This is a genomic window from Streptomyces sp. NPDC007929 (assembly GCF_042959065.1).
GTDB lineage: Bacteria > Actinomycetota > Actinomycetes > Streptomycetales > Streptomycetaceae > Streptomyces.
On sequence record NZ_JBIBKD010000006.1, the window covers coordinates 499,220 to 523,250 of the forward strand.

Annotated in this window: 21 protein-coding genes and 1 tRNA gene; 9 read left to right on the plus strand and 13 right to left on the minus strand. The window is 69.4% G+C overall.

Annotated features, from left to right (window positions below):
- The first annotated feature begins 187 nt into the window (after positions 1–187).
- From ACFZDE_RS23020 to ACFZDE_RS23030, 3 genes are all read left to right on the plus strand, one after another.
- On the plus strand, positions 188–1,987 hold the full coding sequence (locus ACFZDE_RS23020) for a PQQ-binding-like beta-propeller repeat protein (protein ID WP_391202350.1): 1,800 nt from the start codon (positions 188–190) through the stop codon (positions 1,985–1,987).
- A 79-nt stretch (positions 1,988–2,066) separates the two neighbouring features.
- Positions 2,067–3,887, plus strand: a complete 1,821-nt coding sequence (locus ACFZDE_RS23025) for a PQQ-binding-like beta-propeller repeat protein (RefSeq protein ID WP_391202353.1) — start codon at positions 2,067–2,069, stop codon at positions 3,885–3,887.
- 236 nt (positions 3,888–4,123) lie between these two features.
- Positions 4,124–4,804 carry a LuxR C-terminal-related transcriptional regulator gene (locus tag ACFZDE_RS23030; protein ID WP_391004441.1) on the plus strand — a complete coding sequence of 227 codons (681 nt, stop codon included), beginning with the start codon at positions 4,124–4,126 and terminating at the stop codon, positions 4,802–4,804.
- 440 nt (positions 4,805–5,244) lie between these two features.
- Here ACFZDE_RS23030 and ACFZDE_RS23035 read toward each other — a convergent pair whose 3' ends face one another.
- Together ACFZDE_RS23035 and ACFZDE_RS23040 are read right to left on the minus strand one after the other, a co-directional pair.
- Positions 5,245–5,562, minus strand: a complete 318-nt coding sequence (locus ACFZDE_RS23035; protein WP_391202356.1) for a hypothetical protein — start codon at positions 5,560–5,562, stop codon at positions 5,245–5,247.
- 21 nt (positions 5,563–5,583) lie between these two features.
- Entirely contained in the window at positions 5,584–7,263 is a 1,680-nt protein-coding gene (locus ACFZDE_RS23040; RefSeq protein ID WP_391202359.1) for a sodium/solute symporter, read from the minus strand.
- Between the two features lie 164 nt (positions 7,264–7,427).
- Here ACFZDE_RS23040 and galT point away from each other — a divergent pair, with 164 nt between their 5' ends.
- From galT to galK, 3 genes are read left to right on the plus strand one after another with little or no spacing between them, the layout of a single operon-like run.
- Positions 7,428–8,489 carry a galactose-1-phosphate uridylyltransferase gene (gene galT, locus ACFZDE_RS23045; RefSeq protein WP_391004447.1) on the plus strand — a complete coding sequence of 354 codons (1,062 nt, stop codon included), beginning with the start codon at positions 7,428–7,430 and terminating at the stop codon, positions 8,487–8,489.
- Positions 8,486–9,454: a UDP-glucose 4-epimerase GalE gene (gene galE, locus ACFZDE_RS23050; RefSeq protein ID WP_391202362.1), complete on the plus strand. Its 969-nt coding sequence runs from the start codon at positions 8,486–8,488 to the stop codon at positions 9,452–9,454. The genes galT and galE overlap by 4 nt, the downstream gene beginning before the upstream one ends.
- On the plus strand, positions 9,454–10,608 hold the full coding sequence (gene galK / locus ACFZDE_RS23055; protein WP_391202365.1) for a galactokinase: 1,155 nt from the start codon (positions 9,454–9,456) through the stop codon (positions 10,606–10,608). Before galE ends, galK begins: the two co-directional genes overlap by 1 nt.
- Before the next feature lie 52 nt (positions 10,609–10,660).
- Here the strand turns inward: galK and ACFZDE_RS23060 are convergent, their stop codons facing one another.
- The gene (locus ACFZDE_RS23060; protein WP_391202368.1) at positions 10,661–11,119 is read right to left on the minus strand and encodes a GNAT family N-acetyltransferase; all 459 of its coding nucleotides are present in this window, start codon (positions 11,117–11,119) and stop codon (positions 10,661–10,663) included.
- A gap of 309 nt (positions 11,120–11,428) precedes the next feature.
- Between ACFZDE_RS23060 and ACFZDE_RS23065 the strand changes: the two genes are divergently transcribed.
- Complete coding sequence (locus ACFZDE_RS23065; protein WP_391004455.1) at positions 11,429–12,196, plus strand: LuxR C-terminal-related transcriptional regulator; 768 nt, start codon at positions 11,429–11,431, stop codon at positions 12,194–12,196.
- On the opposite strand, the gene tamR is transcribed toward ACFZDE_RS23065, so the two are convergent.
- Positions 12,155–12,652, minus strand: coding sequence for a MarR family transcriptional regulator TamR (gene tamR, locus ACFZDE_RS23070; protein ID WP_059196100.1), 498 nt, complete (start codon positions 12,650–12,652; stop codon positions 12,155–12,157). The two genes, ACFZDE_RS23065 and tamR, sit on opposite strands and share 42 nt — an antisense overlap.
- Positions 12,653–12,804: 152 nt before the next feature.
- Here tamR and ACFZDE_RS23075 point away from each other — a divergent pair, with 152 nt between their 5' ends.
- Positions 12,805–13,635, plus strand: coding sequence for a trans-aconitate 2-methyltransferase (locus tag ACFZDE_RS23075; protein ID WP_391202370.1), 831 nt, complete (start codon positions 12,805–12,807; stop codon positions 13,633–13,635).
- Between the two features lie 159 nt (positions 13,636–13,794).
- On the opposite strand, the gene ACFZDE_RS23080 is transcribed toward ACFZDE_RS23075, so the two are convergent.
- Both ACFZDE_RS23080 and ACFZDE_RS23085 read right to left on the minus strand, forming a co-directional pair.
- Positions 13,795–14,472, minus strand: a complete 678-nt coding sequence (locus tag ACFZDE_RS23080) for a TetR/AcrR family transcriptional regulator (protein WP_053675827.1) — start codon at positions 14,470–14,472, stop codon at positions 13,795–13,797.
- Positions 14,469–15,482, minus strand: a complete 1,014-nt coding sequence (locus ACFZDE_RS23085) for a fatty acid desaturase (protein WP_391004461.1) — start codon at positions 15,480–15,482, stop codon at positions 14,469–14,471. The genes ACFZDE_RS23080 and ACFZDE_RS23085 overlap by 4 nt, the downstream gene beginning before the upstream one ends.
- 295 nt (positions 15,483–15,777) lie before the next feature.
- Between ACFZDE_RS23085 and ppc the strand changes: the two genes are divergently transcribed.
- Positions 15,778–18,510, plus strand: a complete 2,733-nt coding sequence (gene ppc, locus ACFZDE_RS23090) for a phosphoenolpyruvate carboxylase (RefSeq protein WP_391004463.1) — start codon at positions 15,778–15,780, stop codon at positions 18,508–18,510.
- Positions 18,511–18,573: 63 nt separating this feature from the next.
- Here ppc and ACFZDE_RS23095 read toward each other — a convergent pair whose 3' ends face one another.
- The 7 genes from ACFZDE_RS23095 to ACFZDE_RS23125 all read right to left on the minus strand — a co-directional run bounded on the left by ACFZDE_RS23095 (position 18,574) and on the right by ACFZDE_RS23125 (position 24,020).
- On the minus strand, positions 18,574–19,230 hold the full coding sequence (locus tag ACFZDE_RS23095) for an LPXTG cell wall anchor domain-containing protein (protein WP_391202373.1): 657 nt from the start codon (positions 19,228–19,230) through the stop codon (positions 18,574–18,576).
- Positions 19,231–19,250: 20 nt separating this feature from the next.
- Entirely contained in the window at positions 19,251–19,742 is a 492-nt protein-coding gene (locus ACFZDE_RS23100) for a hypothetical protein (protein ID WP_391004467.1), read from the minus strand.
- A 54-nt stretch (positions 19,743–19,796) separates the two neighbouring features.
- Positions 19,797–20,399: an aminoacyl-tRNA hydrolase gene (gene pth / locus ACFZDE_RS23105; protein ID WP_391004469.1), complete on the minus strand. Its 603-nt coding sequence runs from the start codon at positions 20,397–20,399 to the stop codon at positions 19,797–19,799.
- 69 nt (positions 20,400–20,468) lie between these two features.
- Positions 20,469–21,065 carry a 50S ribosomal protein L25/general stress protein Ctc gene (locus tag ACFZDE_RS23110; protein WP_391202377.1) on the minus strand — a complete coding sequence of 199 codons (597 nt, stop codon included), beginning with the start codon at positions 21,063–21,065 and terminating at the stop codon, positions 20,469–20,471.
- Between the two features lie 185 nt (positions 21,066–21,250).
- A complete protein-coding gene (locus ACFZDE_RS23115) occupies positions 21,251–22,231 on the minus strand; it encodes a ribose-phosphate diphosphokinase (protein ID WP_033312075.1) in 981 nt (326 codons plus the stop codon).
- 135 nt (positions 22,232–22,366) lie between these two features.
- Positions 22,367–23,815 carry a bifunctional UDP-N-acetylglucosamine diphosphorylase/glucosamine-1-phosphate N-acetyltransferase GlmU gene (gene glmU, locus ACFZDE_RS23120; protein ID WP_391202380.1) on the minus strand — a complete coding sequence of 483 codons (1,449 nt, stop codon included), beginning with the start codon at positions 23,813–23,815 and terminating at the stop codon, positions 22,367–22,369.
- Positions 23,816–23,949: 134 nt separating this feature from the next.
- Positions 23,950–24,020 (minus strand) — tRNA-Gln (locus tag ACFZDE_RS23125).
- Positions 24,021–24,031 lie beyond the last annotated feature (11 nt).

Below are 24,031 nucleotides of genomic sequence, written 5' to 3' on the forward strand. Positions count from 1 at the left end.
GCGTGAAGACGCATAACGAGGGCATCACGGGCCGGTCCTCCCTTGGGAACAGGGGGTGATACGGCCCGGTGCCTCGATGGAACGGGGTGATAGAAAGAGCCGTCTTAGAACTTTATGAAGCGACTCTGAGCGTGTTGAGCATCTCAGGGCGTGGCTAAAAATCAGTGATCGAACGGGGGAGCCGCTGATGACTCAGCCGCCCAGTCAGCCGCCGCACGGTGGCTTCGGAGCACCGCAGAACCAGCCGCCGCAGGACGGTGGTCAGGGGGCACCGCAGACCCCGCCGCCGCCCCAGGGCCCGCCCCAGACGCCGCCGCCCCCGCAGGGCCCGCCGCAGCCGGGGTACGGCTACCCGCAGCAGCAGCCCGCGCAGCAGCCCGGTCCGTACGGGCAGCCCCAGCAGCCGGGGCCGTACAACTCCGGCCCCTACGGCCAGCCCCAGCAGCCCGGGCCCTACGGCCAGCCGCAGCAGCCGGGGCCGTACGGCCAGCCCGGCTACGGCTACCCGCAGCAGCCGCAGTACCCCGGCGCGCCCGGCACCCCGCCCGGGGGCGGCTCGAACAACCCCTTCAAGGGCAAGCCCGCCATGATCATCGGCGCCGCGGTCGCCGCGCTGCTGGTGGTCGGCGGCACCGTGTGGGCCGTCACCGGCGACGACGACAAGGGCAAGAAGAAGCCCGTCGCCCAGAAGACCGACGACGCCAAGCCCGGCACCTCCGCCCCGGTCAACCCCGGGGACGGCAGCGGCGACGGCGGCGAGGACCCCGAGGACCTCAACGCGGGCCGCCAGGCCGGCGAGGCCAAGGTCCTCTGGTACAAGGAGGCGCCCGACGCCCCCGGTTCCGGCGCCGACGCCGACGGCATGTGGATCACCGACAAGACCGCCGTGAAGGCCGCCTACAAGCAGCTGTCCGGCTACAACGTCGGCGACGGCAAGCCGGCCTGGGACGCCATCACCTTCCCGCAGAAGATCTGCGCGACGACTCCGCAGAAGACGTCCGACGACAAGATCGTCGTCGCGTACATGAGCGGCAGCAGCGACCGCGCCAAGTGCAACCAGCTCCAGGAGGTCGACCTCGTCACCGGCGAGAAGGGCTGGAAGGAACAGGTCGCCGACGGCGCCCTGTTCGACTCCACGCTCTCGGTGGAGCTGTCCATCACCGGCAAGACGCTGATGGTCGGCCGCTCCCAGTCCGGCACGGCCTACGACGTCACCAACGGCGACAAGCTCTTCGACAAGAAGAAGTACGGCAACGCCTGCTTCCCCGCGGCGTTCGCCGGTGGCGAGAAGCTGATCGCCGTCTCCTCCTGCGGCGCCGGCAGCGACAAGGAGCACGACGAGATCCAGGAGCTGGACCCGAAGACCGGCAAGGCCAGGTGGACCCAGCCGTTCGACAAGGGCTGGCGGGTCGCGCGCACCTACTCGGTGAGCCCGCTGGTCGTCTACAGCACCAACGAGGACAAGAAGGCCTGGAACATCTCCACCTTCACCTCCGGCGGCAAGTTCCGCTCGCAGGTCGGCTTCGACGAGGACTTCGCCCCCGAGTGCGGCTGGGCCATCCTCGAGCGCGACCTCACGGGCTGCCAGGGCGTCGCCGCCGACGACAACACGCTGTACCTGCCGACCAAGGCGACCACCGGCGCCAACGAGATCGTCGCGGTCGACCTCGCCAACGGCAAGGAGAAGTGGCGCGTGAAGTCGCCCTCCGACGAGTCGATGCTGCCGGTGAAGACCGAGGGCGGAAAGCTCATCGCCTATGTGCAGCCGTCCTACGACGCGGGCGGGCAGATCGTGTCCATCCCGACCGGCGGCGGCAGCCACAAGCCGTCCAAGCTGCTCCAGAACCCCGAGGGCGCGGCGGACATCGAGGACAGCTTCTTCTCCAAGGAGACCGACTGGGTCGATGGCCGCTTCTACATCTCGACGACCCGGCTGAGCGGGAACGACGACTCGAAGGAGAAGTTGATGCTCGCCTACGGCAAGTGACTTCTCGTTCTCCTTCCCTTGCCCCGTCCCCTTCCGCGTTCCCTTTCGTCGTCCGTCCCCCTTCCCGAGGTACCACGCCATGACCCAGCCGCCGCCCCCTCCGCCCCAGCAGCCCCCGCAGCCTCCGCAGGGGGGCGGCTTCGGGCCGCCCCAGGACCAGCCGCCGCAGACTCCGCCGGCCCAGGCTCCGCCGCCCCAGGCTCCGCCGACTCCTCCGCAGGGGTACGGGTATCCGCAGGGTGCGCCGGCGCCTCAGGCTCCGCCGACTCCTCCGCAGGGGTACGGGTATCCGCAGGCGCCTCAGGCTCCGCAGGCGCCTCAGCCTCCGCAGGGTTACGGCTATCCCGGTCAGCAGCCGCAGGCGCCTTACGGGCAGCCGGGGTACGGGCAGCAGCCCGGGTACGGCTACCCGCAGCAGACCATGCCGCACCAGCCGCAGGCCGGACAGTCGGGCGGCGGCGGGAAGTTCAGCGCCCAGATGACGATCATCGTCGCCGCGGTCGTGGCGATCGCCCTGATCATCGGCGGCGGCATCTGGTACGCCTCCTCCGGCAAGGACGAGGGCCCGGAGAACGACACCGCCGGTCAGACCGGCGGCACCGGCGGCAAGAACAACGGCAACGGCGGCACCGCCTCCGGCAAGGAGAAGGCGCCGGCCGACCCCAGTGCCAAGGTTCTCTTCCAGGTTCCGGCACCCGAGGTGAAGAACGACAGCACGGTCGTCGTCTCCGGCTCGTGGCTCACCGACAAGGCGTACGTCAAGAGCGGCATCGCCCGGATCGTCGGCTACGACCGCGACAAGGGCAGCGAGTTGTGGAAGCTCCCGCTGGCCGGTCCGGTCTGCCAGGCCAGCCGTCACGTCACCGACGACAACCTGACGGCGATCCTCTACCAGCCGGCGATGCCCACCAAGGCCGATCCCTCGCACGGCTGCACCGAGATCGCGCTCATCGACCTCGACGCCGGCAAGAGGCTGTGGACGAAGACCGTCAAGACCGGTGATCAGCTGATCAACTTCGACAACATCACGCTCAGCGGGAAGACCGTCGCCGTCGGCAGCAGCAGTGGCGGCGCCGCCTTCGACGTCTCCGGCAAGCTCCTGTGGAGCCCGAAGCCGACCGACTCCTGCTACGACGCCGGGTACGGCGGCGGCGAGAAGCTGGTCGCGGTGCGCAAGTGCGGCTCGTACGACCAGCGGCAGCTGCACATCCAGAACATCGACCCGAAGTCCGGGAAGGTGATCTCGGAGTACAAGATGACCGAGGGCATCGAGTACGCCAGCATCGTGTCGACGAACCCGCTGGTCGTGGCCGCCGACGTCGGCGACTCCGCGGGCGACGGCAGCGGCATCTCCGACTTCTTCTCCATCGACAGCAAGACCGGCAAGCTGCGTACGCGCATCTCCGCGCCGGGCGAGCAGTTCGCGGCCCGCTGCGAGGGCATCACCCGCGTCGAGGCCTGCAACCTGCTGGCCGTCGGCAACGACCGGCTGTACCTGCCGACCGAGGAGCACGACGGCACGGGCAAGTACAGCGAGACCAACGAGATCGTCGCCTTCGACCTCGCCACCGGCAAGCAGACGGGGCAGCGGGCCGACGCGGGCGACGGCTACACGATCTCGCCTCTGCGCATGGACGGCGGCAACCTGATCGCGTACAAGCGTCCGCCCTACGACAAGGGCGGGCAGGTCGTGAGCATCGCCGGGGACAGCTTCAAGGAGACGACGCTGCTGCGGAATCCCTCGACGGCGTCGGTGCGCGACGTGGAGACCAGCATGTCGCCGGAGTACTCCGAGTTCCTGTACGCCGAGGGGCACCTGTACATGTCGAAGGTGTACGCCAGCAAGCGGTCGTCGGTGCGGGAGAAGGAGTACCTGGCGGTCGGCTTCGGTACGAGCTGATCATCTGGTGATCGACTGATGATCGACTGATGTTGCGTTCGGTCCCGTCCCTGTTCAGGGGCGGGACCGTTCGTGTGTGGGGCGGTCAACCTGGAATGATGGCGGTTTCGGCGATCCGGGGCGATTCTCGTGGGTGGGGGAGCGCAACGTCGAACAAGCGTGTAGCTTCCGGGGGCATGAAGGCGGGGGAGCCGGGGGGCTTCCATGGGGGGCTGGGGTGACTGGGGGGTTGCTCGATGGGAGTGCGGCTCATGGTGGTCGACGACCACCGATTGCTGGCCGAGGCGTTGGCTTCGGCGCTGAAGCTGCGGGGGCACCGGGTGCTGGCCGCGGCGGCGCCGGCGGCGGGGGCGGCGGAGCTGGTGATCACGCGGGCGCCGGAGGTGTGCCTGCTGGGGACGGCGGCGCCGGCGGAGCCGGGGATCTTCGACCCGGTGGAGCGGATCAAGCGGGAGCGGCCGCAGGTGGCGGTGCTGGTGCTGGGGCCGGTGCCGAGTCCGCGGGGGATCGCGGCGGCGTTCGCGGCGGGGGCGTCGGGGTACGTCCGGCACGATGAGCGCATAGAGGGTGTCGAGCGGGCGATCATGAAGGCGCGGTCGGGGGAGGCGGCGGTGGCGCCGCAGCTGTTGCAGGGGGCGTTCAGCGAGTTGCTCAACCCCGCGGCCCAACCGGACGACGAGGGGCAGCGGTTGCTGTCCATGCTCACGCCGCGGGAGGTCGAGGTGCTGGTCCGCGTCGCGGACGGCGAGGACACCCGGCTGATCGCGGCGGGCATGGGCATCGCACCGTCGACCGCACGCACGCACGTGCAGCGGGTGCTGATGAAACTGGGCGTGGGTTCCCGCCTGGAGGCGGCGGCCTTGGCAGCACGGACGGGCTTGCTGGACCGGGCGGGCGCGGTGCGCCGGGAGTTGTGAGGCGGGTGGGGTGGGGGTTCGCGTCTTCGCGTGCCGCCGGGTGGGGGTCGGGGCCGCGCCGGGGGGTATCCGTCCTCGGAACGGCGCGATGGGCTTGGACACCGACTCACTCCCCGTTGACGCGCCAACCGCTGCGGGCGGACACCCCCCGACACGACCCCTTACGTACGACGGCGGCTGCGGGAGCACTTAGCTGCGGGCAGCGTGGCGCCCCCGCTGCGGGCATGCGTGCCGCTAGGGGCGGCACGGGTGGGCGCAGCGGCACCCCGCTACGCCGGGCTGCGAAACGTCCCGGCCCCAGCACCGACGCCGCAGCGCCCCGCTACGCCGGGCTGCGAAACCCCCCCGGCCTCAGCGGCAACGCAGCGGCACCTGGCAACGTCGGTACGCGGGCCCACCCGAGCCAGGGGAGTTGAACTACCGGCACCGACGCCGAGGGGCTACTCCACCCGGTCGTCGTCTTCCGGCTCGACCCCCGGAGGAGCCGGCGCCGCGGGCCTCAGCTTCAGCCAGATCAGGAAGAACAGCCCCAGCAGCAGCATCCCCAACCCGGTCCAGAGGTTGATGTTGACCCCCGCCGCCTTGTCGATGTCCGCGTCGGACGCCGTCAGCCCCGCGAGCGTGACGATGACGCCGTACACCACGAACAACCCACCGATGATCCGCCGGATGTCGAACAGCCGCGCAGCGGTCGCCGACTTGCCCTGCAGCTCGGTGATCTCCCGTTGCAGGTCCTTCTCGGAGTGGGACTCGGACATGTGCGATCAATCCTCCGTCGGTCAGAACGAGAACGGGATGTAGCAGGCCGCGGCCAGGACGACCGCGCCCCAGCCGAGCAGCGCCGGCTTGCGATACCAGGCCTCGTCCCCCGGCGCCGGCGGCTCCGCCATGCCGGGCGAGCGCGTGCCGTAGACCAGCCCCTGCAACTCCTCGGCCGGCTTGGGCGCCGTGAACAGCGACACCGCCACCATGACGACCGCACCCGCGACGAAACCGGCGATCGCGGAGACGAAGTTGGCCCCCTGGTCGGAGGGGATGTCGATGATGTCCTGCTTGTAGAGGACGAAGTAGTTGACCATCGCCGCGGTGGTGCCTGCGAGCAGCCCCCAGAAGCCCGATTTCATCGAAGCCCGCTTCCAGAACATGCCGATGATGAAGACGACGAACATCGGCACGTTGAAGAAGGAGAACAGCGTCTGGAGGTAGGCCATGATGTTGGAGAAGGACCGCGCGAGGAACGCCGTGCCGATGGAGGCCAGGACGCCGACCGCGGTGATGAGGCGGCCGAAGCGGACGTAGTACTCGTCCTCACGGTCGCGGACGACGTACTTCGCCCAGATGTCCGTGGTGAACACGGTGTTGAAGGACGACACGTTGGCCGCCATGCCCGCCATGAAGGCCGCCAGGAGACCTGTGACGGCGATGCCCAGCACACCGTTGGGCAGTAGTTGTTCCATCAGGTACGGGATGGCGTCGTTGTACTGGAGGTCGGAGCCGGATGTGCCGATCCTGGGGACCAGGACCGCGGCGACCAGGCCCGGGATCATGACCAGGAACACGATGAAGATCTTCGGGAACGCGGCGATCAGCGGCGTGCGCTGGGCCGCCGAGAGGTTCTTCGCGGACAGCGCGCGCTGCACCTCGGCGAAGTTGGTCGTCCAGTAGCCGAAGGAGAGGACGAAACCGAGGCCCAGGACGATGGTCAGCCAGTTCGCGCCGAGCGGGTTGTCGCTGCCGATGCCCGTGCCGCCCCAGGACGTCATGAAGTCGGCGCCGTGGCTCTTCGTCAGGGAGTCGGACAGACCGTCCCAGCCGCCGACCTTCTTCAGACCCAGGAAGGTGATGGGGATGAGCGCCGCGAGGATCACGAAGAACTGCAGGACCTCGTTGTAGATCGCCGAGGACAGGCCGCCGAGGGTGATGTAGGCGAGGACGAAGAACCCGGCGACGACGATCGCCACCCACTCCGGCCAGCCCAGCAGCGCCTCGACGACGATGGCGAGGGCGTAGAGGTTGACACCGGCGATGAGGATGGCGGCGAAGGCGAAGAGCACCGAGCTGAGCAGGTGCGCGGCCTTGTCGAAGCGCAGCAGCAGGAACTCGGGGACCGAGCGGACCTTGGAGCCGTAGTAGAAGGGCATCATCACCAGGCCGAGGAAGACCATGGCAGGGATGGCGCCGATCCAGTACCAGTGCGTGGTGTAGACGCCGTACTGGGCGCTGTTGGCGGCCATGCCGAGGATCTCGGTGGCGCCCAGGTTGGCCGCGATGAACGCGAGTCCGGTCACCCAGGCGGGCAGCGAACGGCCGGAGAGGAAGAAGTCGAGACTGGTCTTCACCGAGCGGCGGGCGGCGAAGCCGATGCCGAGGACGACGACGAAGTAGATGCCGAGGATCGTGTAGTCGAGCCAGTTCGTGGGGAGTCGCAGCTCGGCCGACAGATATGTGGGGGTCTGCATGAGCCCTCGCTTCGTTGCGTGAACCGATACCTCGCGGAATCTACTGCTCCACCTTCAGTGATTGAACACGCTCGATGACGCTCTTTGTTTGATTGTGATGTTGACGATTGGGGTGAGTCGTGTTTAGGTATGTTGGGTTCTGTTTGAAGGACAAGGAGTCCGGCGTGAAGAAGACCTCGACCCGGCTGGCCGACGGTCGCGAGCTCATCTACTACGACCTGCGTGACGACAGCGTGCGGGACGCCACCGACCGCCGCCCGCTGGACCGCACCGTCACCACGTCCGAGATCCGCCGTGACCCCCTGCTCGGTGACTCCGTCGCCATCGCCTCGCACCGCCAGGGCCGCACCTACCACCCGCCGGCCGACGAGTGCCCCCTGTGCCCCTCCGAGGGCGACCGGCTGAGCGAGATCCCGGACTCCTCGTACGACGTCGTCGTGTTCGAGAACCGCTTCCCCTCGCTGGCCGGTGACTCGGGCCGCTGTGAGGTCGTCTGCTTCACCTCCGACCACAACGCGTCCTTCGGTGAACTCACCGAGGAGCAGGCCGGCCTGGTGCTGGAGGCCTGGACGGACCGCACGTCGGAGCTGTCGCATCTGCCCTCCGTCGAGCAGGTGTTCTGCTTCGAGAACCGGGGCGCCGAGATCGGCGTGACGCTCCAGCACCCCCACGGGCAGATCTACGCCTACCCCTTCACCACCCCCCGTACCGCCCTGATGCTCCGCTCGGCCGCCGCCCACAAGGAGATGACCGGCGGGGAGAACCTCTTCGACGCCGTCCTGGAGCGTGAACTCGCCGGTGAGCGCGTCGTCCTGGAGGGGGAGCACTGGGTCGCCTTCGTGCCGTACGCCGCGCACTGGCCGTACGAGGTCCACCTGTACCCCAAGCGCCGCGTGCCCGACCTGCTCGGTCTGGACGAGGCCGCGCGCACAGAGTTCCCCAAGGTCTATCTGGAACTCTTGAGGCGCTTCGACCGGATCTTCGGTGAGACGGAGGCTCCGACGCCCTACATCGCGGCCTGGCACCAGGCTCCGTTCGGCGCGCTGGAGGAGTTCGACGGGGTCGTGCGCGAGGACTTCGCGCTGCACCTCGAGCTTTTCACCATCCGCCGCACTTCCGGCAAGCTGAAGTTCCTCGCGGGTTCCGAGTCCGGCATGAACGTGTTCATCAACGACGTGCCGCCGGAGCGCGCGGCCGAGCGACTGCGAGAGGTAGCGAGTTCATGAGCGGGAAGTACCTGGTGACGGGCGGCGCGGGATACGTCGGCAGCGTGGTCGCGCAGCACCTGCTGGAGGCCGGTCACGAGGTCGTCGTCCTCGACAACCTCACCACGGGCTTCCGCGAGGGCGTCCCCGGCGGCGCCGCCTTCATCGAGGGCGACATCCGCGACGCCGCCAAATGGCTGGACTCCTCCTTCGACGGCGTCCTGCACTTCGCCGCGTCCTCGCAGGTCGGCGAGTCGGTCGTGAAGCCGGAGAAGTACTGGGACAACAACGTCGGCGGCACCATGGCGCTGCTGGCCGCGATGCGCGAGGCGGGCGTGCGCACGCTGGTCTTCTCGTCGACGGCGGCGACGTACGGCGAGCCGCGGCAGGTCCCGATCGTCGAGTCCGCGCCCACCTCCCCGACCAACCCCTACGGCGCCTCGAAGCTCGCCGTGGACCACATGATCACCGGCGAGGCGGCCGCGCACGGCCTCGGTGCGGTCTCGCTGCGCTACTTCAACGTCGCGGGCGCGTACGGTGTCCACGGCGAGCGGCACGACCCCGAGTCGCACCTGATCCCGCTGGTCCTCCAGGTCGCGCAGGGCAGGCGCGAGGCGATCTCGGTCTTCGGTGACGACTACCCGACGCCGGACGGCACCTGCGTACGCGACTACATCCACGTCGCGGACCTGGCCGAGGCCCATCTGCTGGCCCTGACCGCCGCCACCTCCGGCGAGCACCTGATCTGCAACCTCGGCAACGGCAACGGCTTCTCGGTCCGCGAGGTCATCGAGACCGTCCGCACCGTGACCGGACACCCGATCCCGGAGGTGGTCGCCCCGCGCCGGGGCGGCGACCCGGCGGTCCTGGTGGCGTCGGCCGCCACGGCCCGCGAGAAGCTGGGCTGGAACCCGTCCCGCGCGGACCTCGCGGGGATCGTCGCGGACGCGTGGGACTTCGCGCAGAACATCGCAAGGGAGCAGTAGTGGGCGCACAACAGGTGCGGGACGGTTTCGAGGAGCTCTACGGAGCCGCCCCCGAAGGTGTCTGGGCGGCCCCCGGCCGCGTCAACCTCATCGGTGAGCACACCGACTACAACGACGGCTTCGTGATGCCCTTCGCGCTGCCGCACACCGCCGTCGCGGCCGTCTCCCCGCGCACGGACGGCGTGCTGCGCCTGCACTCGGCGGACGTCGAGGGCGGGGTCGTCGAACTGCGCGTCGAGGAGCTGGCGCCGGGGTCGGACCGGAACTGGACGGCGTACCCGTCCGGGGTGGTCTGGGCCCTGCGCGAGGCCGGCCACGCGGTCACGGGCGCCGACGTCCACCTGGCCTCCACGGTCCCCTCCGGCGCGGGCCTGTCGTCGTCGGCGGCCCTGGAGATCGTCGTCGCCCTCGCCCTGAACGACCTGTTCTCCCTCGGCCTGCGCGGCTGGCAGCTGGCCCGCCTGTGCCAGCGCGCGGAGAACGTCTACGTCGGAGCCCCGGTCGGCATCATGGACCAGACGGCGTCGGCCTGCTGCGAGACCGGGCACGCGCTGTTCCTCGACACGCGCGACCTCTCCCAGCGCCAGATCCCCTTCGACCTGGCCGCCGAGGGCATGCGGCTGCTGGTCGTCGACACGCAGGTCAAGCACTCCCACAGCGAGGGCGAGTACGGCAAGCGCCGCGCCGGCTGTGAGAAGGGAGCGGACCTGCTGGGCGTCGACGCGCTCCGGGACGTCCCCTACGACGGTCTGGACGCGGCGCTGGCCCGCCTGGGCGACGACGAGGAGGTCCGCCGTCTGGTCCGCCACGTCGTCACCGAGAACGAGCGCGTCGAACGGGTCGTCTCCCTGCTGGAGTCGGGTGAGACCCGCGCGATCGGCCCCGTCCTGGTCGAGGGCCACGCCTCGCTCCGCGACGACTTCCGCATCTCCTGCCCCGAACTGGACCTGGTCGTCGACACGGCCCTGGCCAACGGCGCCCTGGGCGCCCGAATGACGGGCGGCGGTTTCGGCGGCTCGGCGATCGTCCTCGCGGAGGAACCGGACGTCGACGCCATCAATAAGGCGGTGACGGAAGCCTTCGCCACAGCGGGCTTCACCCTCCCCCGAGTCTTCGAAGCAGTCCCCTCCCCAGGAGCCCACCACCTCCCCTGACCACCCCCAGCACTGCCCTCCCTCTGGCGGGGGAGGGCTTCGTCTCCGCAGTTCAGGCCAGCCTCTTCGTCAGCAAGTACTCCGTGATGCCCGGGGGGTAGTCCGGCACCACGCAGGCCACTTCGTAGCCCTGCTTCTGGTAGAAGCGCGGGGCCTGGAAGTCCCAGGTCTCCAGGCGGGCGGCGTGGCAGCCGCGGGACGTCGTCGCGATGTGTTCCGCCCGGGCCAGCAGCTTCGCGCCCAGGCCCCTGCCGCGGTGGCGTTCGTCCACCCAGAGGTAGGTGACATGGAGCCAGGTCGCCCAGGTGTGGCCGACCAGGCCGCCGGCGAGCGCGTCGTCCCGGTCGTTCACAGCCCACACATGCAAGGGCGCGTCCCTTTCGTCCGGTGTTCCGCGCAGGGCGCGCAGGATCGGAGAGGCGGCTGTGTTCGTGTCCCGCAGGCGTGTGCGGAGCAGATCACGTCGGGCCTTGTCGACTTCTGTCTCAAGACGGAACATGCGGCACACCATAAACGCGTCGGACAGTCAGTTCTGCAAATAACCTTCCGCTCCGGGCCCCCGTCCGTACCCTGATGAACAGCACCGGTGGGGGCCGGTGCCGTTCAGGGGGCGAGACAGCCGGGTACGACGCCCGGGGTGGGGGTAGCGGTGGCGCACGGCGGCGGCCGTGCGGCTGCGGCGACCCCGACAGGCTGCCGCGGCACGGGCCGACACGGTCCCACGCGGCGGATCCGGACACCCCGGCGCCGTACCCGCACGGTGTCATCCTCCGACGATGGGGTAGCCCCTGCTCTTCGGGAGCTCGGGGAAGGGGGTTTCGTGGTTCGCATCCGAGTGCTGGTCGTCGACGACCATCGCATCTTCGCGGAGTCACTCGCGGCGGCCCTGGCGGCGGAGCCGGACGTCGACGTCTCGGCGGCCGGCAGCGGTCCGGCCGCGCTGCGCAGCATGGAGCGGGCGGTCGCCGAGGGACGGCGCTTCGACGTGCTGCTGGTCGACGCCGACCTGGGCGGCAAGGTGCCGGGCGCCCGCCCGGCCGTGCCCGTGCGGGAGGGCGACGAGGACGGGCTCGTCGATGGGATCTCCCTGGTCACGGGCGTACGCTCCGCGCAGCCGCACGTACGGATCGTCGTCCTCGCCGAGAAGGACGACCCGCGGCGGGCCGCACTCGCCCTCCAGGCCGGGGCGTCGGGATGGGTGGCCAAGGACTGTTCGCTGTCCCGGCTGCTCACCGTCATCCGGGGCGTGCTGCGCGACGAGACGCATCTGCCGCCCGCGCTGCTGACCGGCGTGCTGCGGGAGCTCACCGCCGCCCGCAAGCATCGCACCGAGAGCGAGCGGCTCGTCGAGTCCCTCACTCCGCGTGAGCGGGAAGTGCTGCGGTGCATGGTGGCGGGACTGGGGCGCAAGGCCGTCGCCGAGCGCCTGTATCTGTCGCCGCACACCGTACGGACCCATATGCAGAACGTGCTCGGCAAACTCGGCGTGCACTCCACCCTCGCCGCCGTCGCCCTCGCGCGGCGCGCCGGGGTCGGACCCGTGGACCTAACCGGGGATGTTGTCGAACGGGGCGGTCAGCTGGCGTAGCAGCCCCGCCAGTTCGCCGCGCTGGGCCCGGGAGAGCTCCGCGAGGATCGCGCGCTCCTGGTCCAGCAGACCCGCCAGAGCCTGGTCCGCGCGGTCCCGGCCCTCGTCCGTCAGCCGGACCAGGACACCCCGGCGGTCACTGGGGTCGGGAAGCCGTTCCACCAGGCCCTTCTTGGCGAGGCGGTCGATGCGGTTCGTCATGGTGCCCGACGTGACGAGTGTCTGGGTGAGGAGCTGACCCGGCGAGAGCTGATACGGCGTGCCCGCGCGGCGCAGGGCCGTCAGCACATCGAACTCCCACGGCTCCAGGCTGTGCTCCGAGAACGCCAGCCGCCGCGCCCGGTCCAGATGGCGGGCCAGTCTGCTCACGCGGCTGAGCACCTCGAGCGGTTCCACGTCGAGGTCAGGGCGCTCCCGGCGCCACGCTGCGACCAGCCGATCGACCTCGTCCTCCATGACGATCAGTGTAGTGGTTGTGTCGACGTAGAGTCTCTTGACGTCAAGTATCTTGACATCGAGATATGTATGGGGTCACGCTGGGTGTGCGTCCCGCACGGTCACCACCAGGACACACGGACACCCGGGATACCCGGACACCAGGAGGACCCATGCCCGCAGCCACCCCCACCTGGGACCCCACCCAGTACCTCCGGCACGCCGACCACCGCGCCCGCCCCTTCACCGATCTCCTCGCCCGCGTCCCCGACCCACCCACCCGGCCACCGGCCCACCACCCCCGCATCGCCGACCTCGGCTGCGGCCCCGGCAACGTCACCGCCCTGCTCGCCGCCCGCTGGCCCACCGCCCGGATCACCGGCTACGACAACTCGCCCGAGATGCTCGACAAGGCCCACGTCGACCACGAGGGGCCGACCCCGGGCGGCGGACGTATCGACTTCGCCCACGCCGACGCACGGACCTGGACCCCGGACCGGCCCCACGACCTGATCATCAGCAACGCCACCCTCCAGTGGGTGCCCCGCCACACCGAGCGCTTCCCCGACTGGGTGGCAGGACTGGCCCCCGGCGGCACCCTCGCCTTCCAGGTACCGGGCAACTTCGACGCCCCCAGCCACCGGCTCATGCGCGAACTCGCCGGTTCACCGCGCTGGCGCGGCCGTCTCGCCGACACCCTGCGCCACACCGACGCCGTCCACACCCCCGAGGCCTACCTGGAGCGGCTGGCGTCCCTGGGCTGCGCGGCCGACGTGTGGGAGACGACGTACATCCATCTGCTCCAGGGCGAGGACCCGGTGCTCGACTGGGTGAAGGGGACCGGCCTGCGCCCCGTGCTGACCGCGCTCGCCGACGACCCCGAGGCACGGGAGGCGTTCGTCGCCGAGTACCGGGCGGCGCTGCGCGAGGCCTACCCGGCCGGCCCGCACGGCACGCCGTTCCCGTTCCGTCGGGTGTTCGCAGTAGCCCGGAAGGAGCGCTGATGATCACCGCCCTCGACCACGTCCAGCTCGCCGCCCCGCCCGGCGGGGCGGGTGCTGGTTCCGGGCCGGGGCGGTGCAGCCACACCTGGGGTCGAAGAGGACTTCCGGGCGGCGCGCAAGGCCCACCCCCGCGGGTGACGGGCTCCGGGACGGACCGGGTCAGGCCTTGCGGCGGCCTATCAGGTGCGGCTTGGCCTCTATCCCGTCCAGGCCGTGCCAGGCCAGATTCACCAGGTGCGCGGCCACCTCAGCCTTCTTCGGCCTGCGCACGTCCAGCCACCACTGGCCCGTCAGCGCGACCATGCCGACCAGCGCCTGCGCGTACAGCGGAGCCAGCTTGGGGTCGAAGCCGCGGCTCTTGAACTCGCGCCCCAGGATGTCCTCCACCTGAGTGGCGATGTCCGAGATCAGCGAGGCGAAGGAACCCGTCGACTGGGGGATGGGGGAGTCACGGACCAGGATGCGGAACCCGTCCGTGTACTCCTCGATGTAGTCCAGCAGGGCGAACGCCGCCTGCTCGCACAGCTCACGGGGGTGACCGGCGGTGAGGGAGCTGGTCACCATGTCGAGCAACCGCCGCATCTCACGGTCCACCACGACCGCGTACAGCCCTTCCTTGCCGCCGAAGTGCTCGTACACCACCGGCTTGGAGACCCCGGCCTTCGCCGCGATCTCCTCCACCGACGTGCCCTCGAAGCCCTTCGCAGCGAAGAGCGTGCGACCGATCTCCAGCAACTGCTGACGGCGCTCGGCACCGGTCATCCGGGTGCGACGCGCTCGCCGCGGCTTGTCATTGCTGGGGGTGCTGCTCGAGTCGGTCGCCACAGCGACCATCATGCCGCCTCGACGGACTCCTTCCCGCGCGGGGAGCCGCCTTCCCCGTTGGTACGGCGGGAATCGATACGGGAGCGTGACGGCCACCGCACGTCATACGCCCAGCCCGCCATCTCGAACCAGCGGATCAGCCGGGCGGACGAATCCAGCTGCCCGCGCAGCACCCCGTGCCGGGCCGACGTCGGGTCGGCGTGGTGCAGGTTGTGCCACGACTCACCGCAGGACAGCACGGCCAGCCACCACACGTTGCCCGAACGGTCACGCGACTTGAAGGGCCGCTTGCCCACCGCGTGACAGATCGAGTTGATCGACCACGTCACGTGGTGCAGCAGCGCCACCCGCACGAGCGAACCCCAGAAGAACCCGGTGAACGCGCCCCACCAGGACATCGTGACCAGACCGCCGATCAGCGCCGGCAGCGCCAGCGACACCACCGTCCACCACACGAACTGGCGGGAGATCGCGCGCAGCGTCTTGTCCTTGACCAGGTCGGGGGCGTACTTCTCCTGCGGCGTCTGCTCCTCGTCGAACATCCATCCGATGTGCGCCCACCACAGGCCCTTCATCAGCGCCGGAAGGGTCTCACCGAACCGCCACGGCGAATGCGGATCACCCTCCGCGTCGGAGAACTTGTGATGCTTGCGGTGATCGGCCACCCAGCGCACCAGCGGCCCCTCCACCGCCATCGATCCAGCGATCGCCAGAGCGATCTTCAACGGCCGCTTCGCCTTGAACGAACCATGCGTGAAGTGACGGTGGAACCCGATCGTGATGCCGTGGCACCCCAGGTAGTAGAAGAAGACCAGCAGACCGAGGTCCAGCCAGCTCACCCCCCAGCCCCACGCCAGCGGCACCGCCGCCAGCAGCGCGACGAACGGGACGGTGATGAAGAGGAGCAGGGCGATCTGCTCGATGGACCGCTTCTTCTCGCCGCCCAGCGTGGCGGAAGCGGCGTCGGTGGCCTGACCGGACGCCTTCGGTGCGTCCTCGATCACATCGGAACTACTGGTCATACGCGTCCCCTGGGGGTAAGTGGACGAAGAGGGAGTGGCCGGGGCACGCGAACCGTGAGGTGCTTCCTACGGTTCCGTAACCTACGGCATCGTAAGTATGGCAGTGCGTCGCCCGGCGGCAAGAAAGCCCGCGATCCTGCGCGTCCCGGCCGACACCTATCCTGGAGTCGGTCGGACAGCGCGGTCCGCTCTGATTTCTTCCCGGATGTCCGGACCGTATGCGGCGCCCCGCCGCGCGAGACGCCGTCCGGGTTCCCCTCCCAGACGAGCTTCAACACTGCAAGGAGCCGCACCTGTGAGCAGTGCCGACGACCAGACCACGACGACGAGCAGTGAGCTGCGTGCCGACATCCGCCGGCTGGGTGACCTCCTCGGCGAGACCCTCGTCCGCCAAGAGGGCCCCGAGCTGCTGGAACTCGTCGAGAAGGTCCGCCGCCTCACCCGCGAGGACGGCGAAGCCGCCGCCGAGCTGCTGCGCGGCACCGAACTCGACACCGCGGCCAAGCTGGTCCGCGCCTTCTCCACCTACTTCCACCTGGCCAACGTCACCGAGCAGGTCCACCGCGGCCGCGAACTGCGCGCCCGCCGCGCCGCCGAAGGCGGACTCCTCGCCCGTACGGCCGACCGGCTCAAGGACGCCGACCCCGACCACCTGCAAGAGACGGTCCGCAACCTCAACGTCCGCCCCGTCTTCACCGCACACCCCACCGAGGCCGCACGCCGCTCGGTCCTCAACAAGCTCCGCCGCATCGCCGCACTCCTGGAAACCCCGGTCATCGAATCCGACCGGCGCCGCCTGGACACCCGCCTGGCCGAGAACATCGACCTCGTCTGGCAGACCGACGAACTGCGCGTGGTACGCCCCGAGCCTGCCGACGAGGCCCGCAACGCCATCTACTACCTCGACGAACTGCACGCGGGCGCCGTCGGCGACGTACTGGAAGACCTCACCGCCGAACTCGAGCGCGCCGGCGTCAAGCTCCCCGACGACACCCGCCCCCTCACCTTCGGCACCTGGATCGGCGGCGACCGCGACGGCAACCCCAACGTCACCCCCCAGGTCACCTGGGACGTCCTGATCCTCCAGCACGAGCACGGCATCAACGACGCCCTGGAGACCATCGACGAACTCCGCGGCTTCCTCTCCAACTCCATCCGCTACGCCGGCGCCACCGAGGAACTCCTCACCTCACTCCAGGCCGACCTCGACAACCTCCCCGAGATCAGCCCCCGCTACAAGCGCCTCAACGCCGAAGAGCCCTACCGGCTCAAGGCCACCTGCATCCGGCAGAAGCTGGAGAACACCAAGCAGCGCCTCGCCAAGGGCACCGCCCACCGCGACGGCCACGACTACCTCGGCACCAGCGAGCTCCTCGACGACCTGCGCGTCATCCAGCGCTCCCTGCGCGAACACCGCGGCGGCCTCTTCGCCGACGGCCGCCTCGCCCGCACCATCCGCACCCTCGCCGCCTTCGGCCTCCAGCTCGCCACCATGGACGTCCGCGAACACGCCGACGCCCACCACCACGCCCTCGGCCAGCTCTTCGACCGGCTCGGCGAGGAATCCTGGCGCTACGCCGACATGCCCCGCGACTACCGCGCCAAGCTCCTCGCCAAGGAACTGCGCTCCCGCAGGCCCCTCGCCCCCACCCCGGCGCCCGTCGACGCGCCCGGCGAGAAGACCTTCGGCGTCTTCGGCACCGTCAAGCGCGCCCTGGAGGTCTTCGGACCCGAGGTCATCGAGTCCTACATCATCTCCATGTGCCAGGGCGCCGACGACGTCTTCGCCGCCGCCGTCCTCGCCCGCGAAGCAGGCCTCATCGACCTGCACGCCGGCTGGGCCAAGATCGGCATCGTCCCGCTCCTCGAAACCACCGACGAGCTCAAGGCCGCCGACACCATCCTCGAGGACATGCTCGCCGACCCCTCCTACCGGCGCCTCGTCGCCCTGCGCGGCGACGTCCAGGAGGTCATGCTCGGCTACTCCGACTCCTCCAAGTTCGGCGGCATCACCACCAGCCAGTGGGAGATCCACCGCGCCCAGCGCCGCCTGCGCGACGTCGCCCACCGCTACGGCGTACGCCTGCGCCTCTTCCACGGCCGCGGCGGCACCGTCGGCCGCGGCGGCGGCCCCACCCACGACGCCATCCTCGCCCAGCCCTGGGGCACCCTCGAAGGCGAGATCAAGGTCACCGAACAGGGCGAGGTCATCTCCGACAAGTACCTCATCCCCTCCCTGGCCAGGGAAAACCTGGAACTGACCGTCGCCGCCACCCTCCAGGCATCCGCCCTGCACACCGCACCCCGCCAGTCCGACGAGGCCCTCGCCCGCTGGGACGCCGCGATGGACGTCGTCTCCGACGCCGCCCACGCCGCCTACCGCCGCCTCGTCGAAGACCCCGACCTGCCGACGTACTTCCTCGCCTCCACCCCCGTGGACCAGCTCGCCGACCTGCACCTGGGCTCCCGGCCCTCCCGCCGCCCCGGCTCCGGCGTCTCGCTCGACGGCCTGCGCGCCATCCCCTGGGTGTTCGGCTGGACCCAGTCCCGGCAGATCGTCCCCGGCTGGTTCGGCGTCGGCTCCGGCCTCAAGGCCCTGCGCGAAGCCGGCCTCGACACCGTCCTCGACGAGATGCACCAGCAGTGGCACTTCTTCCGCAACTTCATCTCCAACGTCGAGATGACCCTGGCCAAGACCGACCTGCGGATCGCCCAGCACTACGTCGACACCCTCGTCCCCGACGAACTCAAGCACGTCTTCGACACCATCAAGACCGAACACGAACTCACCATCCGCGAAGTCCTGCGCGTCACCGGCGAAACCGAACTCCTCGACGCCGAACCCGTCCTGAAGCAGACCTTCGCCATCCGCGACGCCTACCTCGACCCCATCTCCTACCTCCAGGTCGCCCTGCTCAAGCGCCAGCGCGACGCCGCCCAGGCCGCCGAACAGCCCGACCCGCTCCTCGCCCGCGCCCTCCTCCTCACCGTCAACGGCGTAGCAGCCGGCCTGCGCAACACCGGCTGACCCACCCCCGACACGACCGTGCCCCCGAACCTCACCGGCTCGGGGGCACCGTCATCTCACACGTCAGCCGCGACCGGCCCGCCGGCGCCGCAGCACCAGACAACCGCCCGCCGCCACCAGCGCCGCAGCCACACCCGACAGCACACCCACCGGGGCCCCGTTGCCCGTCTCGGCGAGACCACCCTCCGCACCACCCTGCGGGGACGGCGACGACACCGGCACCGCCCCACCGGCCGACGGACTCGCCGACGCCGACCCGCTCGGCTCACCCGACGGTGCCTCGGACGCTCCCGACGAGGACGACGGCGAAATCGACGCGGACGGCGTCCCACCCCCCGGCTCCTGCTCGCCCTCGCAGTCCGTCCAGAACACCTTGTGCTTCGCGGACCCCTTCTCACCCTCGAAGTTCCAGAACAGCTTGTAGTGCCCGTCGGGCAGCGACAGGTCCTCGCTGCGCCCATGGCCCTGGGCGTCCAGCACCAGCGCACCGGACTCCACCGTCTCCCCCTTGTTCGCACTCGGAGGGATCGCGTCGATGTGCCAGTCGACCTGCTGACCACCGTCGAAACCGAAGGCATCCAGATAGAACGCGCACACGTGCGGCTCGTTGCGGCGCAACTCCTCGCCCGTCGAGGCGTCATGGATCTTCACCGTGCCGTTGTCACCAGGAGGCGCGGCATGAGCAATCACGAACAGACAACGCTCCGTTCCTCCACACATGTGGAGAACGCCAGAACCCCTCACACCACCACGAACGCCGCCGTCAGCAACGCCACCCCCGACAACGCCAGCACCCACGCCGCCCGCATCCGCAGCAGACCGCCCGCCACCACCACCGACGCCAGCAACAACGCCCCACCCAGCGGAATCCACGCGTACAGCACACCCGCCGGACCCGAACGCACCGCGTCATCACCACCGGACTTCAACACCACCGTGTACGTCCGGCCCCGCTCCACCGCGACCGACTTCTCCAGCACCACCCGCGACCGCGGCTGCGAACCCTCCGACAACGGCGTGTACCGGCCCCAGCACACATCCCCCGCACACCGCGACACCTCGACCGTGCCCCGCTCACGGCCCTTCGTCAGCATCACATGCTGCGCCGTACCCCACGACGCCCACACACCCGCGATCAGGATCAGCACCGCGACCGTACCCATCGCCGCGAACCGCCCGAACCGCAGCACAACGGCCGAACCCTGGGACGAAGAGGTGGCGATGGCAGGCATGGCCGGGATCATTGGTCATGCCTGAACGACCCGTCAACCTCGCCGGGTGACAAGTCAGGAGTTGTACGTGCTTTGCGCCCGCTCCAACCCCTCGATCACCAACGCCTCCACCGCATCCGCCGCCCGGTCCACGAAGTAGTCCAGCTCCTTGCGCTCCGCCGACGAGAAATCCCTCAACACGAAATCCGCCACCTGCATCCGCCCCGGCGGCCGCCCGATCCCGAACCGCACCCGGTGATACTCCGCACCGAACGCCTTCGTCATCGACTTCAACCCGTTGTGCCCGTTGTCCCCGCCCCCCAGCTTCAACCGCAGCACCCCGTAGTCGATGTCCAACTCGTCATGCACCGCCACCACATGGCCCACCGGCACCTTGTAGAAATCCCGCAGCGCACTCACCGGCCCACCCGACAGGTTCATGTACGACATCGGCTTCGCCAGCACCACCCGCCGACTCAACGGCCCAGGAGGCCCGATCCGGCCCTCCACCACCTGCGCCTGCGCCCGCCCGGCACGCTTGAACCGCCCCCCGACCCGCTCCGCCAGCAGATCCGCCACCATGAAACCCACGTTGTGCCGGTTCCCGGCGTACTCCGGCCCCGGATTGCCCAACCCCACGATCAGCCAGGGAGCGGCCGCATCGGTCGTCACGTCCATGTCTCCTTCATACGCGTCGGCCGCTGCCCCGCACGGGAACAGCGGCCGACGAAACGACGACGCAGAGGATCAGGCCTCGGCGGCCTCTTCGCCCTCGGCCTCTTCGCCCTCAGCGGCCTCCTCGGCCTGCGCGGCCAGGACCTGAAGGACGACGGTGTCCTCCTCGACGGCCAGCGTCGTGCCCTTCGGCAGCGTGATGTCCTTGGCGAGGATCGAGTCACCCGCGGTCAGACCCTCGATGGAGACGGTCACGGACTCGGGGATGTGCGTCGCCTCGGCCTGGACCGGCAGCGCGTTCAGCACGTGCTCCAGCAGGAAGGCACCCGGGGCCAGCTCACCCTCGGTGTGAACGTAGACGTCGACGTTGACCTGCTCGCCGCGCTTCACCAGCAGCAGGTCCACGTGCTCCAGGAAGCCCTTCAGCGGGTCACGCTGCACCGACTTCGGGATCGCCAGCTCGTTCGTCTTGCCGTCGATGTCCAGCGCGATCAGCACGTTCGGCGTACGCAGCGCCATCAGCAGGTCGTGACCCGGCAGGGTCAGGTGCAGCGGGTCCGAACCGTGCCCGTACAGGACACCCGGAACGTTGTTCTCACGACGGATACGGCGGGCGGCACCCTTGCCGAACTCGCTGCGCGTCGCGGCGGAGATCTTCACCTCGGACATAATCACTCCTCGAAATCAGAACGGACGTGGTCACCCGGCCACGAACGGCCTGCTACGAAGAGCGCGTCGATAACGGACCACCGCATCCCCAAACGGGAACGGCCTCCCTCGCCGAGCAACTGCAGCAGTCTACTCGGACCGGGAGGCCACACCCAAAAGGATCTACCCAGGCACCACGCGGGGGCCTACTGCTCGTCGAACAGGCTCGTCACCGAACCGTCCTCGAACACCTCACGCACCGCACTCGCGATCGTCGGCGCGATCGACAGCACCGAGATCTTCTCCAGATCCCGGCTCAGCTCACCCGGCGTCGGCAGCGTGTCCGTGAACACGAACTCACTCACCCGCGAGTTCTTCAGCCGATCCGCGGCCGGACCCGACAGCACACCGTGCGTCGCCGTCACGATCACATCCTCCGCACCGTGCGCGAACAGCGCGTCCGCCGCGGCACAGATCGTCCCACCGGTGTCGATCATGTCGTCCACCAGGACACACACGCGACCCTTCACCTCACCCACGACCTCGTGGACGGTGACCTGGTTCGCGACGTCCTTGTCACGCCGCTTGTGCACGATCGCCAGCGGCGCACCCAGCCGGTCGCACCAACGGTCCGCCACCCGCACCCGGCCCGCGTCCGGAGACACCACCGTCAGCTTCTCCCGGTCCACCTTCCGGCCCACGTAGTCCGCCAGCAGCGGCAGCGCGAACAGATGGTCCACCGGACCGTCGAAGAAGCCCTGGATCTGATCCGTGTGCAGATCCACGGTCAGAATCCGGTCCGCACCCGCGGTCTTCATCATGTCCGCGATCAGACGCGCCGAAATCGGTTCACGCCCACGGTGCTTCTTGTCCTGCCGCGCGTAACCGTAGAACGGCACGATGACCGTGATGGAGCGGGCCGACGCACGCTTCAGCGCGTCGATCATGATCAACTGCTCCATGATCCACTTGTTGATCGGAGCCGTGTGGCTCTGAATCAGAAAGCAGTCCGCGCCACGCGCCGACTCCTGATAACGCACATAGATCTCACCGTTCGCGAAGTCGAAGGCCTTCGTCGGGACGACCCCGACACCCAACTGCTGGGCGACCTCCTCGGCAAGCTCGGGGTGGGCGCGGCCGGAGAAGAACATCAACTTCTTCTCGCCGGTCGTCTTGATCCCGGTCACAGCACTGTCTCCTCAGAGGTGTCGCAGCTAGGTGTCGAGAAACCTCGCAGCCGGCTTGCCGGAGGCCGTCTCAGCTGGTGGGGGTGCGGGTGTGCACTTATCACCGTACGCCGTGTTTCAGGCATCGGTTTCCGGTCAGCCCTCACCGGCCGACTCCCGGGAAGCCGCCTCAGCCGCCTTCGCGGCCGCGCTCCCCGGACGCTTCCGAGCCACCCAACCCTCGATATTCCGCTGCTGACCACGGGCCACGGCCAGCGAACCCGCCGGCACATCCTTCGTGATCACAGACCCCGCAGCGGTGTACGCACCGTCCCCCACCGTGACAGGCGCCACAAACATGTTGTCCGAGCCCGTCCGGCAATGCGAACCGATGGTCGTGTGGTGCTTCTCCTGCCCGTCGTAGTTCACGAACACGCTCGCGGCACCGATGTTCGTCTGCTCACCGATCGTCGCGTCACCGACATACGACAGATGAGGCACCTTCGTCCCCTCACCGATCGTCGCGTTCTTCGTCTCCACGTACGTCCCGATCTTGCCCTTGGCACCCAACCGGGTCCCCGGACGCAGATACGCGTACGGCCCCACGCTCGCACCGGCACCCACCTCGGCACCCGACGCCACCGTGTTGTCCACCCGCGCACCCGCACCCACCCGGGTGTCGGTCAGCCGGCAGTTCGGCCCGACCTCCGCACCCTCCGCCAGATGCGTCGCACCCTGCAGCTGCGTCCCCGGGTGGACCACGGCGTCCTGCTCGAAGGTCACGGTGACGTCGATCCACGTCGTGGCCGGGTCGATGACACTCACCCCGGCCAGCATGGCCTCCGTGAGGAGCCGGTCGTTGAGAACGCGGCGGGCCTCCGAGAGCTGCACGCGGTTGTTGATGCCGGCGATCTCACGGTGGTCGGCGGCCACGGAGGCCCCCACGCGGTGACCGGCCTCGCGCAGGATCCCGAGCACATCGGTCAGGTACTCCTCGCCCTGACTGTTGTCCGTCCGCACCTTCTTCAGCGCGTCCGCCAGCAACTGACCGTCGAACGCGAACACACCCGAGTTGATCTCACGGATCGACCGCTGCGCATCGGTGGCGTCCTTGTGCTCGACGATCGCCGTGACCGCTCCGCTCGCGTCGTCCCGGACGATCCGCCCGTACCCCGTCGCGTCCGGCACCTCGGCGGTCAGCACGGTGACCGCGTTGCCGTCGGCGGAGTGCGTCCGCGCCAGCGCCCGCAGGGTCGCCCCGGTCAGCAGCGGCGTATCGCCGCACACGACGACGACCGTCCCGTCGACGGACCCGCCGAGCTCCTCCAGGCCCATCCGCACGGCGTGCCCGGTGCCGTTCTGCTCCGCCTGCACGGCGGTGCGGACGTCCGGGGCGATCTCACCGAGATGGGCGGTGACCTTCTCACGGGCGTGGCCGACCACGACGACCAGGTGCTCGGGGTCCAGCTCGCCCGCGGAGGCGAGCACATGACCGACGAGACTGCGACCGCAGAGCTCGTGCAGGACCTTGGGTGTGGCCGACTTCATACGGGTGCCCTCACCCGCTGCGAGAACGACGACGGCTGCCGGGCGGTTGGCGCTCACGGGATGCCCTTCGGCTGTGGATGGGGTGGGGTGACATCCGCAGGATACCGGGGGGTTTTGTGGGGGGCATGGGTGCGGGTCCTGACCGATGGATTGTGGGTCAGGACCCGAACTGAGGTCGTGCTCTCTGTGGGCTCCCGGAGAAGGATTCGAACCCTCATTCAACGGACCAAAACCGTTTGTCCTACCCTTAGACGATCCGGGATGAAGTGCGCA

Excerpts from the sequence above, each read along its gene's own strand:
- ACFZDE_RS23020 (WP_391202350.1), top strand. The coding sequence starts at position 188 with ATGACTCAGCCGCCCAGTCAGCCGCCGCACGGTGGCTTCGGAGCACCG.
- ACFZDE_RS23025 (WP_391202353.1), top strand. The coding sequence starts at position 2,067 with ATGACCCAGCCGCCGCCCCCTCCGCCCCAGCAGCCCCCGCAGCCTCCG.
- ACFZDE_RS23030 (WP_391004441.1), top strand. The coding sequence starts at position 4,124 with ATGGGAGTGCGGCTCATGGTGGTCGACGACCACCGATTGCTGGCCGAG.
- ACFZDE_RS23035 (WP_391202356.1), bottom strand. The coding sequence starts at position 5,562 with ATGTCCGAGTCCCACTCCGAGAAGGACCTGCAACGGGAGATCACCGAG.
- ACFZDE_RS23040 (WP_391202359.1), bottom strand. The coding sequence starts at position 7,263 with ATGCAGACCCCCACATATCTGTCGGCCGAGCTGCGACTCCCCACGAAC.
- galE (WP_391202362.1), top strand. The coding sequence starts at position 8,486 with ATGAGCGGGAAGTACCTGGTGACGGGCGGCGCGGGATACGTCGGCAGC.
- ACFZDE_RS23060 (WP_391202368.1), bottom strand. The coding sequence starts at position 11,119 with ATGGTGTGCCGCATGTTCCGTCTTGAGACAGAAGTCGACAAGGCCCGA.
- tamR (WP_059196100.1), bottom strand. The coding sequence starts at position 12,652 with ATGGAGGACGAGGTCGATCGGCTGGTCGCAGCGTGGCGCCGGGAGCGC.
- ACFZDE_RS23075 (WP_391202370.1), top strand. The coding sequence starts at position 12,805 with ATGCCCGCAGCCACCCCCACCTGGGACCCCACCCAGTACCTCCGGCAC.
- ACFZDE_RS23080 (WP_053675827.1), bottom strand. The coding sequence starts at position 14,472 with ATGATGGTCGCTGTGGCGACCGACTCGAGCAGCACCCCCAGCAATGAC.
- ACFZDE_RS23085 (WP_391004461.1), bottom strand. The coding sequence starts at position 15,482 with ATGACCAGTAGTTCCGATGTGATCGAGGACGCACCGAAGGCGTCCGGT.
- ACFZDE_RS23095 (WP_391202373.1), bottom strand. The coding sequence starts at position 19,230 with ATGTGTGGAGGAACGGAGCGTTGTCTGTTCGTGATTGCTCATGCCGCG.
- ACFZDE_RS23100 (WP_391004467.1), bottom strand. The coding sequence starts at position 19,742 with ATGCCTGCCATCGCCACCTCTTCGTCCCAGGGTTCGGCCGTTGTGCTG.
- pth (WP_391004469.1), bottom strand. The coding sequence starts at position 20,399 with ATGGACGTGACGACCGATGCGGCCGCTCCCTGGCTGATCGTGGGGTTG.
- ACFZDE_RS23110 (WP_391202377.1), bottom strand. The coding sequence starts at position 21,065 with ATGTCCGAGGTGAAGATCTCCGCCGCGACGCGCAGCGAGTTCGGCAAG.